The 18325-nt window shown below is 63.0% G+C and carries 12 protein-coding genes and 1 tRNA gene; 4 read left to right on the forward strand and 9 right to left on the reverse strand.

Going from position 1 to position 18325, the window contains the following annotated elements; all coding sequences use genetic code 11:
• Positions 1 to 83: 83 nt before the first annotated feature.
• The 7 genes from FJ988_RS06690 to FJ988_RS06720 all read right to left on the reverse strand — a co-directional run bounded on the left by FJ988_RS06690 (position 84) and on the right by FJ988_RS06720 (position 6889).
• Positions 84 to 1139, reverse strand: coding sequence for a DNA polymerase III subunit delta' (locus tag FJ988_RS06690; protein WP_140815962.1), 1056 nt, complete (start codon positions 1137 to 1139; stop codon positions 84 to 86).
• Complete coding sequence (gene tmk / locus FJ988_RS06695) at positions 1136 to 1807, reverse strand: dTMP kinase (protein ID WP_181183440.1); 672 nt, start codon at positions 1805 to 1807, stop codon at positions 1136 to 1138. The genes FJ988_RS06690 and tmk overlap by 4 nt, the downstream gene beginning before the upstream one ends.
• Before the next feature lie 69 nt (positions 1808 to 1876).
• Positions 1877 to 3055, reverse strand: a complete 1179-nt coding sequence (locus tag FJ988_RS06700; protein WP_140815963.1) for a D-alanyl-D-alanine carboxypeptidase family protein — start codon at positions 3053 to 3055, stop codon at positions 1877 to 1879.
• Between the two features lie 76 nt (positions 3056 to 3131).
• Positions 3132 to 4394, reverse strand: a complete 1263-nt coding sequence (locus FJ988_RS06705; RefSeq protein ID WP_140815964.1) for a septal ring lytic transglycosylase RlpA family protein — start codon at positions 4392 to 4394, stop codon at positions 3132 to 3134.
• 363 nt (positions 4395 to 4757) lie between these two features.
• Positions 4758 to 5075: a hypothetical protein gene (locus FJ988_RS06710; protein WP_246688451.1), complete on the reverse strand. Its 318-nt coding sequence runs from the start codon at positions 5073 to 5075 to the stop codon at positions 4758 to 4760.
• Between the two features lie 393 nt (positions 5076 to 5468).
• Positions 5469 to 6140, reverse strand: coding sequence for an outer membrane protein (locus tag FJ988_RS06715; protein WP_140815966.1), 672 nt, complete (start codon positions 6138 to 6140; stop codon positions 5469 to 5471).
• Between the two features lie 569 nt (positions 6141 to 6709).
• Positions 6710 to 6889: a hypothetical protein gene (locus FJ988_RS06720; RefSeq protein ID WP_140815967.1), complete on the reverse strand. Its 180-nt coding sequence runs from the start codon at positions 6887 to 6889 to the stop codon at positions 6710 to 6712.
• 386 nt (positions 6890 to 7275) lie between these two features.
• Between FJ988_RS06720 and FJ988_RS06730 the strand changes: the two genes are divergently transcribed.
• From FJ988_RS06730 to FJ988_RS06740, 3 genes are all read left to right on the forward strand, one after another.
• Positions 7276 to 7365, forward strand: a tRNA-Ser gene (locus FJ988_RS06730).
• A 94-nt stretch (positions 7366 to 7459) separates the two neighbouring features.
• Entirely contained in the window at positions 7460 to 7936 is a 477-nt protein-coding gene (locus FJ988_RS06735; protein WP_246688452.1) for a GNAT family N-acetyltransferase, read from the forward strand.
• A 1067-nt stretch (positions 7937 to 9003) separates the two neighbouring features.
• Entirely contained in the window at positions 9004 to 9297 is a 294-nt protein-coding gene (locus FJ988_RS06740) for a DNA-binding transcriptional regulator (protein ID WP_140816159.1), read from the forward strand.
• Between the two features lie 362 nt (positions 9298 to 9659).
• Here the strand turns inward: FJ988_RS06740 and FJ988_RS06750 are convergent, their stop codons facing one another.
• Complete coding sequence (locus FJ988_RS06750) at positions 9660 to 10190, reverse strand: dihydrofolate reductase family protein (protein WP_140815970.1); 531 nt, start codon at positions 10188 to 10190, stop codon at positions 9660 to 9662.
• A 223-nt stretch (positions 10191 to 10413) separates the two neighbouring features.
• On the opposite strand from FJ988_RS06750, the gene FJ988_RS06755 reads away from it, so the two are divergent.
• The gene (locus FJ988_RS06755; RefSeq protein WP_140815971.1) at positions 10414 to 11148 is read left to right on the forward strand and encodes a hypothetical protein; all 735 of its coding nucleotides are present in this window, start codon (positions 10414 to 10416) and stop codon (positions 11146 to 11148) included.
• 31 nt (positions 11149 to 11179) lie between these two features.
• On the opposite strand, the gene FJ988_RS06760 is transcribed toward FJ988_RS06755, so the two are convergent.
• Complete coding sequence (locus tag FJ988_RS06760; RefSeq protein WP_140815972.1) at positions 11180 to 18061, reverse strand: hypothetical protein; 6882 nt, start codon at positions 18059 to 18061, stop codon at positions 11180 to 11182.
• Positions 18062 to 18325 lie beyond the last annotated feature (264 nt).

The raw sequence follows: 18325 nt of genomic DNA on the forward strand, positions 1-18325 counted from the left end.
GAATGAACCGTCATGAATGTCTGAATGTGAGTTGTGGCGGTGGATATCCTATCGGCATGGCGATTGCCATCCCGGGAAAACCGTCACATTCGCATCGCGGACTTCAAGCGGTCGATCATGGTCAAGGCGTGCTGCTTCTTGTCGAGGTTGTAGGTCTCGGCCTCAGATATCGTGTTCAGCGCCTCGTGCCAAGCCTCGGACAGCGTTTTGGCCCTGGCGAGATCGCCGCCAAGCGCCGCCTCGCTGGCCGCCACCGACAGAATGTCGAGCGCGCGGCGGTTGAAGATATCGAACTGGATCGACTGGTCGCGGCCGGCCACCGCTTCGGCCAAGCGATGCGCTCCGGCAACGTCCGGCTTGTTGCCCGCCACCAGCGTATCCAGCGCGCCGGCGATCTCCAGCCCGCCATATTGGGTGAGCAGGATGGCGTTGCGGGCGCTGCCCCCTGCCCGCTCGGCCAGCGCCGCGCGCGCCGCGGGCTCCTCCGGCGGCGGCGGTTCGATGCCTTGCAGCACCGCCATCAGCTCGTTTTCGGCCAGCGGCGCCAGCCGCACCATCTGGCAGCGAGAACGGATCGTCGGCAACAGACTGCCCGGCGCGTGCACGATCAGGATGAACAAGGTGCGCGCCGGCGGCTCCTCAAGATTCTTCAGCAAGGCATTGGCGGCATTGGTGTTCATGTCGTCGGCCGGATCGACGATGACGACCCGGTAACTGCCGTCATGCGAGGTCATCGACAGGAAGCGGTTGACCCTGCGGATCTCGTCGACGGTGAGCACCGTCTTGAAGCTCTTGGTCTTGTCGTTGGCCGGCCGCGTCAGGTGCAGCACCGAGGGATGCGCGCCGGTTGCGATCTGGCGAAACAGCGACGACGCGGGATCTGGAACGGCGAACGTTTCGGGCGCGGCCCTGAAGTCCGGATGCTTCAGAAGGTGGTGCGCCAGATGGAAGGCCAGCGTCGCCTTGCCGATGCCGTGCGGCCCGGCAAGGATCAGCGCATGCGGCAGCTTGCCCGACCGGTAGGCGGTGGCGAGCATCGCCGCCACCTGGGCATGGCCGATTAGCCGCGGCGTTTCCGACGGCTCCGGCACGCCGTCCAGCGTATCGTGTTGCTCAGGCGCAATGCGTTCGAAGATCATGCGGACGCCGTCTCAATCCTTGGCACTGGCATCCGCTCTTCCAGCGCCGCGAAGACGGCAGCGGTGACGACATGCTCCACCGTGTCCGGATCGGCCGAAGCGTCGATGACGATGCAGCGCTGCGGCTCGGCCGCCGCGATCGCCAGATATGCCTCGCGGCGGCGCTGGTGGATGGCCAGAGTCTCCTTCTCGAAGCGGTCGGCTACATTGCCGGCGCCACGCCTTGCGGTGGCGCGCCTCAGTCCCTCGGCGGGATCGATATCGAAGATCAGCGTCATGTCCGGCATCATGCCGTTGATGGCGACCGCTTCCAGCGCCTGCATGAAATCGGGATCCAAGCCGCCGGTCACGCCCTGGTAGACGCGCGAGGAATCGATGAAGCGGTCGCACAGCACGACCGAGCCGCGCTCGACGGCCGGCCGGATGACCTGCTCGACATGGTCGGAACGCGCGGCGGCGAATAAAATCGCCTCCATCTTCGGGCCGAAAGGCTCGGCGGCGCCCGACAAAAGCACATGCCTAACCGCTTCGGCGCCCGGCGAACCGCCCGGCTCGCGCGTCACCACCACCTGATATTTCTTGGCGCGCATGCGCCGCGCCAGCCGCTCGATCTGCGTCGACTTGCCCGCGCCCTCGCCGCCCTCGAAGGTGATGAAAAATCCGCTCAATCGAGGCTGCCTTTGTTCGTGCAGGCTGTCATAGCTCTCGTCCGACAAAAGGTCCACGAACCAACCCAATCACAAACGCTTCTGCCGCAGCCAGCCGACAGCCAGTTCTTTGGCGGCATCAAGCGCGCGCTGTGGCAGCGTGCCGACCGTGACCGACTCGGCAGCGTAGAGCGGCGTCTGCTGGCTCAGCGTATCACCGATCCAAACGCGCAGTTCTCCGACCGGTTGCCCCTCCTCCACCGGCGCCGACACCGGACCTTGATAGACGATCCTGGCTGTCAGCTTGTCGCGGTTGGCGATCGGCAGAAATATGTCCACCGGCCCCTTGGCTTTCAAGGCCACGCCGGACTTGGCACCGCCGAACACCTGTGCTTCGCCGACCACCTCGTCCTTGGCGAAGATCTCGGTCTTCTGGAAAGAGCGCGAGCCCCAGTCGAGCAGCTTGCGCGCTTCCTCGGAACGCTCCTTGTCGCTGGCCAGCCCGCTCAAGGCAGCGATGACCCGCGTGCCGTTGTGGCTGACCGTGCCGACGAGGCCGAAGCCCGCCTGCTCGCTCGCACCGGCGACGAAGCCGTCGGCTTCGATGCCCATGGCGATCAGCGGGTTGCGGTTCCGCTGCGCTATTTTGTTCCAGGTGAAGTCCGGTTGGCCGTAATAGTGGAAGAACTCCGGGTAATCGCGCCAGATATGCAGCGCCAAAAGCGTCAATTCGCGCACGGTCGTCTGCTGGCCATCGGCCGGCAGGCCGGTCGAGTTGACGAAGGTCGATTTCGAAAGGCCGAGCTGGCGGGCGCGGTCTGTCATCTGCGCGGCGAAATTCGCTTCCGAGCCGGCCATGCCTTCGGCGAGCACGATGCAGCCGTCATTGGCAGCCTGCACCGCCACGCCCTGGATGAGGTCCTCGACGCGGACCGCCGATTTCAGCTTGGCGAACATCGTCGAGGTGCCGGACGGCGCGCCGCCGGTGCGCCAGGCGTTTTCGCTGACAACGAACGTGTCGTCGAGCGTCATGCGCTTCGACTTGATGGCGTTGAAGACCATCTCCAGCGTCATCAGCTTGGCCATGGATGCCGGCGGGATCGGCTTGTCGGGATCCTTGGCGAACAGCACCGTGCCGGTATCGGCATCGATCATGAAGGCTTGCGCCGCCTTGGTCTCGAAAAGCTGGGCGCTCGCAGGCGACAGGCAGACGAAGAGCAGCGCCAACCCCAGAAAACTGGCGAAAGGCGAAAGAACGCGGAATTGCATGAAATATCGACCACCCATGACCCGGGCCAAGCTATCAGGCTTCTTTCGGCCGGATCAACGGGCAGTTAAAAATTGATCAGTCCCGAACAACCAGCGCATCCGGTGCGCCATGCGACCATGCGGCCTTGAGCACGTCGTCGATGCTGCCATGGCCGTCTGGATACACATTGACCGCGTACCAGTCATTGCCGTCGAGTTCCGTGCGCTGGATCTCGGTCCTGCCGAACGGTTTCAGGGCCATGGCGACACGCTTTGCTTCGGCGGCGTTGTCGAACGAGCCGGCAGCGACATAGTCGGATGCCGGCGCCTCGCTCTGCCGGTTCGATTTCTTCCACGATTGCAGGATGTCGGCCGGCGACATGCCGCTGGCGTCGAGCGCGGCAAAGACGTCGGCGCGCTTGACCCGTTCGTCGGCATAGGACAGCGAGGCCATGGCGAAAGGCGAATTCGCCGGCAAGGTGAGCTCGGGCCGCGACGGCACGATCGGCCCGAAATCCGGCAGCACGACGTCGCCGTCGCCCGGCACGAATGCAGCCGGCTGCACGATCGGCTCTTCCGGCTGGTCGGGCTGCTGGTCAAGAGCCTGGCCCGAATTGGTCAACTGTCCGGGGAACGGCACAGCGGCTGGCGGCGCGCCTGCGGCCATAGTCGGCGACGGGCCTGCCATCGCCACCATCACGCCGGTCGGCAGGCCGTCCGACGGATCCGGCCGGTTCTTGCCGGGATGGTAGGAGGCGACCAGATACTGGTCATCATTGCCGTCGAGAGGCGCCCGGCCGACATATTCGACCTTCACCTTGGCGGTACCGGCCCTGCCATAGTCGAGCATCTGCGCGGCGCGCTGCGAGACGTCGATGATGCGGCCTTCATGGTATGGGCCGCGGTCGTTGACGCGCACGATGATCGAGCTGCCGGTTTCGAGGTTGGTGACGCGGGCATAGCTCGGCAGCGGCATCGTCGGATGCGCCGCCGTGAGCTGCATCGTGTCATAGACCTCGCCATTGGCGGTCAGCCGGCCATGGAAGGCATCGCCGTACCAGGATGCCAGTCCGACCTTGGTGAAGCCCTTCCTGTCTTCCTTCGGATAATACCACTTGCCGCGCACCTGATAGGGCTTGCCGAGCTGGTCGCGGCCGCCGCCGCGGCGCATGAACTGGACGCGCGGGCTGGCCTTCACGCCATATTCAGCCTCGGAGAAATATTCCTTGGAGCGCTGTTTTTTGTAGACCATGCCTTTCGGCTCGGGCTGCGAGGCGCAAGCGGCCAAAAGCAGCCCCGAAAGGGCGCACAGGGCGAAAGCAGAAGCGCGACGAAGACGCGGGCGCGCCGAAGCCTGCATGATTCCGATTGTCCCCTACCGTGCTGCCACCCGACGGAGCCAGAAGTCGCCCGTCAGGCCAACACCTTGATCCCCAATCCCTTTTGCACAGGAATTGCTTATCACGATGTTAATCGATTATGGCCGCAACAGGGCGAGATTATGGCAGAGACAGCGGATCACTCGCATCGCAATTCCCCTGCTCTGCTCCAAAACACTTAGCTGGCAAGATCGACGCCCATAGGCAAAGCCGTCGACGTACCAAAACCACAGCGCAACAGCGGTTTGCCCGTTATTGCGGCGGAGGCGGTTCGGACGACGCCTGCTGAGCCGTTGCACGAGACAGTATCTCACGCTTCATCAGGACCGGCTTTTCGTAGCTTCTCACGATTTTTTCCACTTTAGAGCATTCGCTGACGGAGCTTTAGCCGCATTGTCAATGCGAGGACTGCGCTTGGTGCCCCCCACGGCCTCGGCAAGGATCGTTGCGACCTTTCCAGCGATTGAAGGATCTTTGCGCGGCGCACTAGCAGGCTGCGGAAAAACCAGAGCCGTCACGCCCTTTCCCGTTGGGCGCTGGGAAGCCAGCTCGCCCGAGGGGGCATCGCGCAAGACGCCAGCCTCCCGATCTATCAGAAACATGTCGCCGGCCCGCAGGCGCGGAAAGAGCGGCTGAAGCGACTGCTCAAGAGCGGCGATCAAGCGGACATCTACGAAGCGACACTGCTGGCGATTGCGGAAACAGGTCCGCTGGCTTCGATCAGCTACGATGATCTGAGGTCAAAACTCAGCACCCTGCTCACAGAGATGACGCCACAGAAACACGAGATAACTTCGGCGTTGAAGCATCTGGCGAACATCTCACATAAGGGCGGCCTGTCCTCGGCCATCGATTAGGACGAAGTGGGGCGAGAAGTGAGCGTGGCCGATCCCTACCTTCGTTTCTTTCTGCGGTGGCAAGTCCGCGGCACGGCACCGATGTAAGGGACGCTGTCCTACACCGCCGACATGTCCAGCCCGCTCATACGTTTGCCTGTGCGCTCCATAAGGGCCAGCACGCGCAGTTCGGCCTCCTGGATCATCGGGCGAACTCTGTCAGAATTTGTAGTTGATTCTAGCGACGACAGTATTCTCCGTCTCGCGAGCTTTGATTACGAAGGTGGGATTAACGCTACTCGCGCCATCCTTCGAGCCGAAATCGTAATAGTTCCACTCTACACCAGCGGTCCAGTGATCGGTAAAAGCATATTCAGCGCCCAAGCCGGCGGTCCAGCCTACCCGAGATCCGCCCCCAAATGATTGCAGAAAAAGCTGCGTCTCCGCAAACTTGTACTTGCTGAATGCAACGCCGGCATTGCCATAGATAAGCAACCGGTCGATTGCGTACCCAAGGCGTCCGCGCACCGAACCCAGATAGTCCTGCTTGGTTTGGCAGATCGACCCTGGCGTGGCCGGACATTGAGTATCGCCTTTTACGGTTGAGCCTGCGAAGTCGCCCTCGATGCCAATGACGAATTGATTGATCTGATAGTTGTAACCGATCTGTCCGCCGTACACGGCTCCGGACCCGTTTGTATTGAAGGGGTTGAAGCCAGGAGGGGTTGTCGGCGACCAACGGCTGTCATTCCATGCACCTCCGACCTGGGCACCGGCATAGAAGCCCGTCCACGAGTACGGCATTGCGGCAACCGGCTGAACGAGGTCGGCCGCCAGGACTTGGGAAGAGGCTGCCAGAAACGCAGCAGAAAAGATGAGCGCGAGTTTCATGCCGTCGTCTCCAAATCGCCAACGTCTGGAATTTGTACATTTTTTCGCCAAGAGTCTGCGCCACTTTTGCAACAAGGCGAAATATTCAGCGCTCGCCTCCTTCCGTCGAGCAACTGACAGCCCCTCAAGGCCCAACACCTATGGGCACTCAGTCTCAATTGAGGGGCTGATAAGGCGAGTTTAGATTCAACCAAGCCGCGCCTCAAACCCTACCCCGGTTGGGCGATGGTTAGGGCCGAGATTACGAGACCTCAACCCCTCGCCTCGACCCGCTTGCTGTCTCCCCTCGGAGTCGCTAGTCACTAGGACGTATCGTGCGACGGGTCGCTTATCCGCCTTTTTGCCGGCTCATTGATTGCCTGAAATGACCTATGGTCGCCGTCGGCCGGTGCCCGCCAGGCTATACCGCCGGTCAGGTTGCCCACCGCCCCATTCACGGCAGCGGTGGGCGCCCCCTGGTGAAAGGGCATAGCCAGGGATGGTGCGGCCACCCTGACTAATATTAAGAGTCCTGCAAGTTCTGCGCCGCGCCCAAATTCCCGACTTGACACAGATCAGGTTCTGCGGACCTACAGGCAAGGCTTCCAGCCCTTGCTCTGTTCTGGCGTCAGCGCGTGATTGGTGAACTGCAGGTTGCGATCGTCGCGGCCGGCGGCGCGGCATTCGTGACAAAAGATTACTTCGATCAGCCCCAGCATGCACGAGTGATCAGGCCCGAACCGCTTCGCCAGCGCGGCCACGTCGAGCATCGCACGGCGCTTACTGAGAGGCCGGTGCCTGCCTCAAGCTTCTTGCCAAGAGTGTTTTCGACGAACGGAAGTTCCTTGCCCAAAGCGCGATCTCCAAAAGAGGTCGCCCCATCCAGGATCGGGACCGCCCGGCCGGCGCCAGCTTGATAGCATTCATGTCGTCTCAGCCCGGGCCGGCCATGCCAACCCGTCGGTTACGTTGAACATTTATGCGCACTTGCTGCCAGGACAGCAGGAAGGTGCGGCGGCGGTGGTTGACGCGGCCCTGACAGCCGCACTACAGGAATGAAGCGCGAACTGGTCGAGAACGCCTTCGGTGCCAATTCGGTGCCAACCGCTCAAAGACGACCGCTCGCGAAAATCCTAAGTGGTTGAAAAACCATAGCGGAGGGATGGCCGAGCGGTTTAAGGCACCGGTCTTGAAAACCGGCGTGGGCGCAAGTTCACCGTGGGTTCGAATCCCACTCCCTCCGCCACAATGTCAATAACATCAAACAGTTAGGCCAACCGAACCGATCCTTGCCATAACCACCGCGGCAACCTGCGAGTAACGCGATGCGAATCAGAGCCATGATCGAACAGGATGTCCCTCTCGTATCGCAATTGCTTGCTGAGTCCTGGCGCCGCACATATGGGCCAATCGTAGGTCTGGCGGAGACGACCAAGATCTCCAACCTCCATCATTCACCAAAGCGGCTCGCGGAGGAACTGGCGGACACCAACAAGGTAGCGCTTGTTGCCGAACGGTCGGATGGCTCTCTGGCCGGCTATGCGATGACGGAGATGGATGCCCAAGGCGACGTCATGCTCGACCGCCTACACATCGAAAGAAGTGAATTCGGGAACGGCTTGGCGGCCGATTTGCTACAGGCCGTGCTCGCGGCCCACGCCTGCCTCCCCAGCATCACGCTCGAAGTGCTCGAGGGAAACGACCGGGCGCTCGCCTTCTACCACAAGCACGGTTTTGAAGTTGTCGACCGTAAGCCTGCATCGTACGGGTCGGCGGGACGTATGTCGCTCATAATGCGCAAGTTGTTGCGTCGCTAACCACACCTCTTATTCACCGAAATCGTCAACGTCGGTTTGGGCGCGCGGCTATAAGGCAAGCCGAACACATTGCCGCTTGGGTCATCCTCGCAACCTTCTGTCGAGAAGTGCGTTAGGATCCGGCTGGTCAATAAAATGCGGGGAGTTCCATGGACCGAATGGGCAATCGCGGCAATGGTTTTGAGGCGTTTATGGTTTTCATCATCGGACTTGCAGCGATAGGTGCCAGCATTTCCATCTACTTCACCGGCATGAGCTAAGGTCAACGCATACCAAGAGGCTCGGCACGGTCTTGATCTATCGGCCGAATTGCTGGAGCCATGAGGCTTACGTGATCGCATTATGCGTAAGATGCTAGATCAGGCAATCTGCATATGCGGCGATCATTAGGGGGCGCCGCCCCAAAGAAAAACCCGCCGACCGAAGCCAGCGGGTTTCTTCCCTCGAACAGCGCCCCTTTTCCAAGATCGCCCCCGCCTGGAAAATCCCGGAACCCCAACGCTGAGCTGAAGCTATTACGGATCAGCAAAATCCGATGTACCCCTAAGGCAACACAGGCGAAATATATTAGCCAAGAGGCATATTCGCAGGGCGGCCCGGCGTCACGATCCTTTTTTGGCGGAGGACTCTATGCGCCGGGCCGTGCCCTGTTGCCGGGGACGGACAGGGCTTAAATTAGAATTTGCTTAAAAGCGATCTTTTGAGCAAGGCACATTTTTGGGGGCTTTTGCCCGCTAAGAAGCCGCGAAAAGTTCCGCTTGGCGCTCTGAGCGAGCGCCCGACGTCAAAAAATGCACCACAACGCGAAGGCAAGAAGAAAAACCAAGAGCACGGTGGCAGTTATCAGCGTGCTCTTTCGTGTTTGCCATCGGCCTGGGGGTGATGGCAGACGCTTCAACGGCCCAGTCTTGCTCATCATTCCAGTCGCTCCCAACGTCACCGCTGCGTACCTTCTTCACGTCATTGAAACAGTTACGGCGGTATCGTCCGATCAGTTTCAGATGGGCATGCGGAACATTCGATATCGGTCGGTGTTGTTAAGAAACAGCCAATCAATGGACAGCCAGATGCCTGAGAACCTTTCGCCGGCCACTTGCCGGGCTGCGCGCAGCCTCCTGAATTGGACACAGGTCAGGCTGGGGTCCAAGGCCGGCGTAAGCGAAGGCACGGTGCGAGATTTCGAGAGCGGTCGCCGCACCCCGGCTCCCAGCAAGATTGCATTAATTCGAAGGGCAATACAGGCCGGGGGAGTTGTCTTCACCGCCGATGGCGTCGGAGTAAGGTTGAGGGGCGCCAAGGTGCCCGCCCGCCCATACCTTGCGGATGGCGAAGCTGGCATAATAGCCAACAGCGAGATGTAAAAAACCCGCCGACTGACGCCGACGGGCATTTCGTCCTTTAAGGTGATAGGCCCGGTTCAGAGACCTAGAGGCCCCGAAACCAAGGCCACTACTGAGCCCAAGCGCTGACGCTTGAGCAGGATTGGCCTTTTGTAGGTTTTCTTCATCAAGTCGGCACCTTCGACGGGAGGAAGACGGCGGTGACGCTATTTAGGCGTTCGCGCTTGTTCAGCACCGGCTTTTCGTAGGTCTTCTTCATGCGGTATTCCCCAAGCTTGCCATTTAACGTTGCCCAGATGCATTGGACAATCGCTGGTTGTCAAGCCGACGACATGGCTATCTCATTTTTATTCGACGCATGGCAGCGCTCGAATTGCCCGCCATCAAGCAGGAACATAGCTCAGCCTGATCACATCCTCGCCGATCAGATCGTTGGCCACGAGGCGGAGCCGCGGCCGCGGGCCGGCGAAGAACGGCTTGCCGCGGCCAAGCACAACGGGGTGGAAATAGAGCCGATACTCGTCGATGAGCCCACGCTCGGTCAGGCTGCGAGCAAGCTCCGGTCCGGACACGGTAATCTCCCCGGCAAGTTCGGTCTTCAGCCTGCGTATGAGCGCTTCGACGTCATCGGCGACAAGCGTGGCGTTGGGGCCGACCGATCTCAAGGAGCGCGACACGACCCATTTCGGCTGGCTGCGCCACGCCGCCGCGAACTCGCTAAACTCGGGAGTCCATTCCGCTTGGTCTTCATCCCAATAGCGCATGAGCTCATAGACGCGGCGGCCGTAGACGCTGCCCGCCAAGCCGCGCACATGTTCTATCCAGTGACGGAAAAGCGCGGCACCCGGCGCGAATTTCTCGTGGTCGACATAGCCGTCCAGGGACAGATTCATTCCAAACACGATTTTCGCCATGCCGCCAAATCTCCAATCGGAGGTTTCAATGAATTACTTTGCAGTCAATTTTCATCGGAGGATGAACCAATCGCTTGGCCTGCGCGACCAACATTGCGAGATGGCAAGGTGTGGAGATTCTAATCGTCGATAGCAAGAATGGTTTCCAGTCGCCCGTTGGCTTTGGGTCTCGGAGTAGCCAGTCCGGCCGAAGGGTGACAAGATTTTCCCCGGAGCGACTGTGATGGCCCGGCAAAAACAAGCGTTCGCTTTGGCGATCTTCCTTGGTTCGACGGTCTGGACATATGCGGCCGACTTCGGCGACGCGGACTGCGCCGCCGGGCAAAAGATGAAGCCGAAAACCGTCATGTGCATTCCGCGCGTTCCGCGCAACTGGATCGTGTGCACCGGCGTCGCCAACACTGGGAGCGAGGGTTTGTGGAAAGACACAGGCGTTCCATGCGAACTGCCTCCGCCGAAAGTTTCGGCGGATTATCGGCCGGTTGCCCCTATTCCTCATCCGCCGCCGCTTGCGCCTGGCGCCAAGCGCGTCATCGACCAGTTCAGGGGCATCTTCTTCCACTGCTCATCGATGCCCAGCGTCGACTGGACCGGCGATGCCTGCACCGAGATCACCGACGAATTCGTTAGGCAGGCAAAAGCAGCAGGCCTCCGCTATGCATTGGTCGGCGCGACGGAGCCTGACGCCGCCAAAGCGGCCAAGGGCCACGCCGCCGGCATCCCGCTTGGCAGCGAGATGCAGTGGAGCTTATCCTTCAAGACGACGGACGGCGGAGAGCTTTCCCTGCATCCGGCATTGAGCGGCGTGGTCGAAATGCTGCCGGGCATCTGGTCGCCGCAATTCGTCATCATCGGCGGCGACATCCACTTCGAAAGTGAGGCGACGGGCGACGACGCGGAGAAAGCCGCGAAAGATCTGCTCAAGACGGACTTCGACTATCTACTGGCCGTCCACTGAACGCGCCTTCGGCCACTTCGAGCGAGCGGCATTACCAGTTCAGCTTGAAGCCGACATCGCCGCCATAGCTCTGCAACCCGTCGCCGAACTTACCGTCGAAGGCGGCGAACATCGATGTGTTTGCGCCCCAGTTCATCTTCAGTCCCGCATTGACGGCAACTGCGTCCTCGGCCGCCGAGGCGCCCTGGATGACGAATGAGGTGCCGGGCGCCGCCTGGAAGCTTGGCTTCACCGAACGATCCGTCTCGAATTCATGCACCCAGGCCGCGCGGCCCCAAGCCTGCAACGACTGGCCGTCGCCGACACCGATCGTGGTGTCGACCTGCAGGCCGAGCGAAGTCGGCAGCGAAGTGATGACGCGGTGATCGAAGCTCAGGCCCAGCGCGCCGCCGTCTGGCGAAGTCTCGTCGAAAGCGTCCATCGACAGAAAAGCGAACTGTAACCCCGCGAAAGGCGTGATCGCGGCCTCGCCCACCTGTTGCCGCCAGCCAGCCTCGATGTTGGTGCCGAAACCGGCGCTGAGAAAATTGCTCCGCCAGTTCTCGGTGGTCAAACCGGCTATGGGATCGATCGGCGAGGCCGAGCCGGGCACGGCTGTGGCGCGGTGGATGTTGTTGTTGTAGAGGCCGAAGGCTAGCGCGCCGTCGATATAGAACTGGTCCCATTTACGCGCGACATAGGCGCCGGCTTGGGCGCCGACGATGTTGCCGGACGTCTCGCGATCGTCGACGGCAAATGAACCAGCGGAGCCACCCAGCGCGAAGCCCACCAGCGTGTCGGGATCGCCGACGGTCTCCATGCCGGCTGCGAGGTTGCCGCCCCTATAGGTGGTGCCGGCACTGCCCATGGCCGCATCGCCGCGTATCTCGCCGCCATTGCCGCCGGCGCTCGCCCAATAGCTCCAGCGCCGCTGGTCGGGTTGCATGGCCTTGAACGGATCCTTCTTGGGTTTCGCCGGTTCGTCATAGGCCTGCGGCGTGGCCGTGTGATCCGTCGGATCGGTGCCGACGCCGGTGCGCCAGAAATCGGCCTGGCGACCCATCGAGGCGAAGAAGCTCTCATAGGCATCGAACTGCGGCTGCTCGGCACCGGAAACGCCCTCGCCCGAGATCGAATCGTAGACGGCGCCAAGCTGGCCGACGGTCGGAATGTAGTACAGCGCCTGGGCGATCTTCTGGAAATCCGGCGAGGTGGGGCCGCCGCTCTGAATGGCGTTGATGGCATTCGCGACCGGAATCTCGTTCCCGGTCAGGCCAATGGGGGCGAAGGTGATGTCGACCCCTAGATAGACATCGTTGGACCCTTGATATTGGAGCTCATATTGCGCGACCGCGCTTTGAACCGAACTGAGTTCCAGTCCGGTGTGAGAAACACCGCCATCGGCATGCAATATGTGGAAAGTTTGGCTTCCGGGCTTCGCTGCGGCCGCATCCATGATGTTGAGATCGACCGCACCGGTCAGATTGGCGGTACCCGTGACGTTGATGAGGTCGGCTTGCGGATCGAGGTCGACGTCAAGCTTATAGGCGCCTGTTGCAGCCTGGTTCCAGTTGCCGACGAGGTTGGTCGTCATCACGTTGTTGTCGCCGCCCGGCGAGAAATAGCCGCTGTCGGCGAAGAGGTTCCCGGCACCCAGCTTGGCATTGGCGCCGGCATTGAAGATGGCGTTGGCCGAGTTGGTGAAACTGTTGACGCCGGCGCCAAGATCGAAAGAGCCGGTGACTGCGCCGTAATTGGTGACGGCCTCGTTGCCCACACCGGAAAGGATCGCCCAACCGCCGGCCGTGCCGCTCGCGGTCGTGATCGTGCCCTTGTTGCTGATCGTGTTGTTCTTGCCGTCCAGCAACCAGACGCCTACCCCGATATGATCGGCGTCGGTGGCGCCTCCTTTCACCAGGCCCGTCGTGCTGGTCAGGTTGATGGCAATGTCGCCATTGCCTTCCACCGCCTTGCTCTGCGCCACAATGGCGTCTGTGCCCGCTTCGTGGGTGACGACCGATCCCGCCAGATCGACCGTGACGTTTCCGGCCGTGCCTAGATAGTTCTGTGTCGTATCTTTCTTGCCGCCGTTGCTCTGCGCGAAGATGCCGATGGAGCCGCTGCCGTAGGTGTCGATCGTGCCGGCATAGTTGACGTGGACGATGCCCGAATCGCCGGCGTCGCCATTGCTGCCGACAGCCCAGTTGGTGACGGTGGAGATGCCCGGGATCAATTCATTGCCGAGCGTGCCGAGGATGCCGCCGCCGCCGCCTACCGACTGCGCGAAGATGCCGGCCGAGGACGAACCGTGGGTGATGATCGCGCCATTGCCCTCGACGGTGACGTCCTTGCCCGAGCCGCCATTGCCGCCGCCTTGGCCGAAGGCCAGGCCGATGCCGAGATTGAGCGCCGGGATCGGCCCCATTTTGCTTTCCAGCACGCGGTCGACATTGCCGGCGACACCGCCGCCGCCGCCGATCGATTGCGCGAATATACCGTTGGAGGCCGCGCCGAAGGTCTCGATCGTGCCATTGCCGTCGTTGGTGACGTGGACAATGCCGCCATCACCGCCGCTGGTGCCCTTGCCGCCAATGCCGACAGTGCCGGTGGCGCCGATATTGGCCTTGCCGCCGACGCCGCCGCCACCGCCCACCGACTGGGCGAAGATGCCATTGGAATTGCTGCCCTTCGTGGTGATGTTGCCGGTATTGGTGACCTCGACCAGGCCGCCGGTGCCGGTGCTGCCGCCCTGCCCGCCGACAGCGATGCCGATATTGCTGTAGATCTTGGTCTTGCCAAACAGCACGTTGGCGATCAGCGCCGCCGGAACGGGGATGAGTTCGCCGGTGCCGAGCAGACCGTTGCCGCCCGCGCCGCCGCCACCGCCGACCGACTCGGCATAGATGCCGTCCGACATCGAGGCGTTGGTGATGATATTGCCATCGTTGGTGACTTTGACGTGCCCGCCATTGCCGGCGCCGCCGCCATTGCCGCCGACCGCCACCGACATTGCAATGTTGGTCTCGGCACCGGGCGGGGCATCGCCCTTGCCGACCAGCACGTTGATTGAGTTGGCCCGGCCGCCGATGCCGCCGCCGCCGCCGATCGACTGGGCGAAGATGCCGTAGGCGCTGTTGCCGGTGACGATCTCATTGCCCTCGGCATCCACCGTGTGGGTATCGAGGCCCGTCTCGATCGTGCCGTGATTGTTGACCGTCACATCCTGGCCGTCGCCTGCCGCGCCGCCCGTGCCGCCGACCGCGACCGACATGTTGACCGTCTGTGCACTCTGGCTCGTCGCGTTCGCCCAGCCGGCGACACCAGTGATGGCGTTGCCGCCATCGCCGCCACCACCGCCTGCGCTCTGCGCGAAAATGCCGGCCGCGTTGTCGCCATAGGTGCGGATCCCTGCCCAATTGTTCACCGTCGCCGTCGAGCCGTCGCCGGCCACGCCGCCGCTGCCGCCGACAGTGACCCCGAGGTTCATGTTCAGAAGTTCGCTGTTGTTGATGCCGATATTGACGCCCACGGCAAAACCGCCATCGCCGCCGCCGCCGCCGATGGACTGCGCGCGGATACCGTCGGCGCCCATGCCGTAGGTGGTAATGAGGGAATCCGCGATGACGTTGCCGTTGTCGTCCTTGCCCGCATCGACGATCACGGCACCGGCAGTCTCGCCCTTGCCGCCGGTGCCGCCGACCGCGACCGTGATGGTGCCGCCCGGTCCGATGGCCATCGAGCCACTGGCAGCGTAGCCGCCGGTGCCGCCACCGCCGCCGACGCTTTGCGCCCAGATGCCATGGGCTTCGATGCCGTGAGTCGTGATGTTTCCGCCATTGGTGACGTGGACCGTATCGGCAATGCTGCCGTCACCGCCGCCGCCGCCAACGGCGATCGAGACGGCCACGGTCGGGATTTCCGCTGGATCGGGCGAGGCCGTCGCCGTGAACGCGACCGCCGAGCCACCATTGCCGCCGCCGCCGCCCACGCTCTGCGCGAAGATGCCGAAGGCCTTGTCACCGGAGGTGATGATATCCCCCTGGTTGTCCACCGTGACGGTGCCGCCATTGCTGCCGCCGCCGCCATGGCCGCCGACAGCGGCCGACACCGCACCGACCGCGATCGCGCCCGAGATCGCGAAGCCGCCATTGCCGCCACCGCCGCCAAGGCTCTGGGCGTTGATGCCTATCGACCCGTTCTCATGGGTGATGATCGTCGAGTGATTGTTGACCGTGACGGCCTTGGCAAGTCCGCCCGTGCCGGCCTCGCCGCCAAGCGTGACCGACATCGCGACGGCGCCCAGCGTGCCGCCGCCGGCAAAGCCGCCATTGCCGCCGCCGCCGCCGACGCTCTGCGCGAAGATACCATAGGCCTGCAGGCCGTAGGTCTCGATCGTCCCGCCAGTGGTGTTGACGGTGACGATGTCGCCGTCTCCCGCCACACCGCCCTTGCCGCCCATGGCGAGGCCGAAATTGAAGGCGCCGCCTGCGGCCACGGCAACCGAGCCGCCGCCATCGCCGCCGCCGCCGCCGACGCTTTGCGCGAAAATGCCGTAGGCCTGGTTGCCTTGCGTCGTGACGTCGCCCTTGTAATTGACGGTCACGTCCTTGGAGCTGCCACCCGGGCCACCGGTGCCGCCCAGCGCGAAGCTGATGCCGACAGCGGCGCTGGTGCCATTGGCGACGGCGACCGCGAGACCGCCGCGGCCACCGCCGCCGCCGACCGATTGGGCGAAGACGCCATAGGCCTTGGTGCCCGTCGTATCGATGTCGGAAGCAACCAGGCCGCTAAGATTGCCGGCCGTCGCGACGTGGTTGACCTCGACCGATCCGCCGTCGCCGCCTTTGGCGCCGGCGCCGCCGATAGCGATCGAGATCGGGGCGCCGACCGTATAGGAACCGCCGCCATTGCCGCCGCCCCCGCCCAGCGACTGGGCGAGGATACCGACGGCATCATTGCCGCTGGTGGTCAGATGGCCGGAGGAATTTACGGTGACCTTGAGGCCGTTGCCGCCACCCCCGCCCGAGCCGCCGATAGAGAACAGGCCGCCCGCGGAGCCGCCATCGCCACCGCCGCCGCCGATCGACTCCGCCTGGATCGCGGTGCCGGCGGTGGTGATGGTGCCGGTGTTATTGACGGTTACCGTGCCGCCATTGCTGGTGGAGGAGCCCTTGCCGCCGATGGCGACCAGGCCGCCGGAATCGCCACCATTGCCGCCACCGCCGCCGATCGACTGGGCAAAAATGCCGCGAGCCTTCGGACCTATGGTGATCAGCGTACCGTCATTGGTCACCGACACCGACCCGCCGATGCCGCCGGCACTGCCCTCGCCACCGATCGCGACCAGGCCGCCGCTACCCGAGCCGTTGCCGCCGCCGCCGCCGATCGACTGCGCCACGATCGCGTCGGCGCCGACATCCTGAATGGTCGGGCCGAGATTGGTGACGTTCGTATCCGAGCCGCCGAACGTCCGGATAACGTTGCCGGCCGCGTTGGTGACGACGACGTCCTTGCCGTCGCCGCCCGAGCCGGCATCGCCGCCGATGGCGACGAGGCCACCGGCACCGCCCGCATCGCCGCCGCCACCGCCGATCGACTGCGCCAGGATGCCGAAGGCGCCGACACCATAGGTCGTGATGTCGCCGCCGGCATTGTTGTTGACGGTCACGGTGTTGCCGGTGCCGCCACCGGAGCCAAGCTTGTTGCCCAGCGCCACGATGCCGCCTGAATCGCCCGCGTTGCCGCCGCTGCCGCCGAGAGACTGCGCCCAGATGCCGTAGGAGCGCGCGCCCCGGGTCTCGATGACGCCCGTATTGGTCACCGTAACGGTGCCGCCATTGCCGCCGGCCGAGGCTGAGCCGGGTTGGCCGACGATGCCGAAGCTGTCGCCGCCCGCACCGCCGCCGCCGCCGATCGACTGGGCAAAGATGCCGACCGATTTGTCCTGCTTGGTGGTGATCTGGCCGCTGTTGTTGACAATGACGGTACCACCGGTCGTCGGCGGCCCGCCGGAGCCGCCTTGGGCGAGGATATAGCCGCTGCCGCCGGCGCCGCCCTGGCCGCCCTTGCTCATCACGAAGACACCGTCCGCTCCGACCGCATCGGTGGTGATCGTCGCGGCCGTGTTGAGCGTGATGTTGCCGCCCTGGCCAGCGGCGCCACCCTGGCGCGCATCCTGGTTGCCATAGGAATCGCCGCCTTTGCCGCCATCGCCGCCGACGCTGGCGATTTCGACCGCGGCCTTGCCGGCCTGGTTGGAGCTGTAGCTTTCGGTCGCATGCAACGTGTCGTTGATCGTCGGTCCGTTGCCGCCTGGCTGGCCGTCGGAGCCGCTCACGCCGATAGTCAGGCTGCCGAGGATACCGAAGTCGATCTTGATGCCGTAGGCATTGGAGCCGCCCGCGCCGTTGGAACCGGTCTGGCGGTCGACGAAGCGCACGCTGTTCCCCTGGCTCACCGTCCCACCGGTGCCGGCGCCGCCTGCCCCACCGCCGTCGATCGGAACGTTGAGTTGATAGGTATTGAGCGTGGATTGCGGATGGTTGGAGTCGGTCTCGTTCTCGACCACGATGCCGGTGTAATAGCTTTGGCCACTCACTGTTGTCGTGGTGTAGGACAGGACCTTGTAGGTCGTTCCACCGGAAACGAAGGTGCTGTTGACGGCGGGCGGCGAGACGATGACAGCGTTGAAGGTGGTGCCGCTGCCGGAGGAAACCGCGGTCACCACCCAGCCATTGGGCGGCGACGGGATCTGGACGACCGTTTCGAAATTGCCGGTGCCGGGATTGTAGATTGAGTCGCCGACCTTCACCGCGGCCAGCGCACTGCCCACGGGCAGCAGCAGAATGGTGCCTGTCAACATCGCGAACACGCTGGATCGGGCTGAACGGCGCAGAGCCTTCAGCCCGATTGCGGGCACACCGATAGTATTCATTGCCGCAATTCCCCCCGGGCCGTCCGGCCAACCCGTCCCCGTATTAGCATTGCGTGACCTAAGGGGAGCTCGTTGTCAACTTGGGTCCAACTACCAGGACCCGAGTGACTTCACGGATTTGTTACTTCCGGCAAGTAATCTGGCTGACGCTCGGTTGCTATAAAAAGTATTGAACCGCCCGGATTTCCTGAATTTTCCTGCCAACGAAGCCGGGCGGTTGACGTGCCGGTCGATCTGACATGCGACGCCCTTGCGCCACTGCAT

The organism is Mesorhizobium sp. CU3 (assembly GCF_006442965.1).
Lineage (GTDB): Bacteria > Pseudomonadota > Alphaproteobacteria > Rhizobiales > Rhizobiaceae > Mesorhizobium.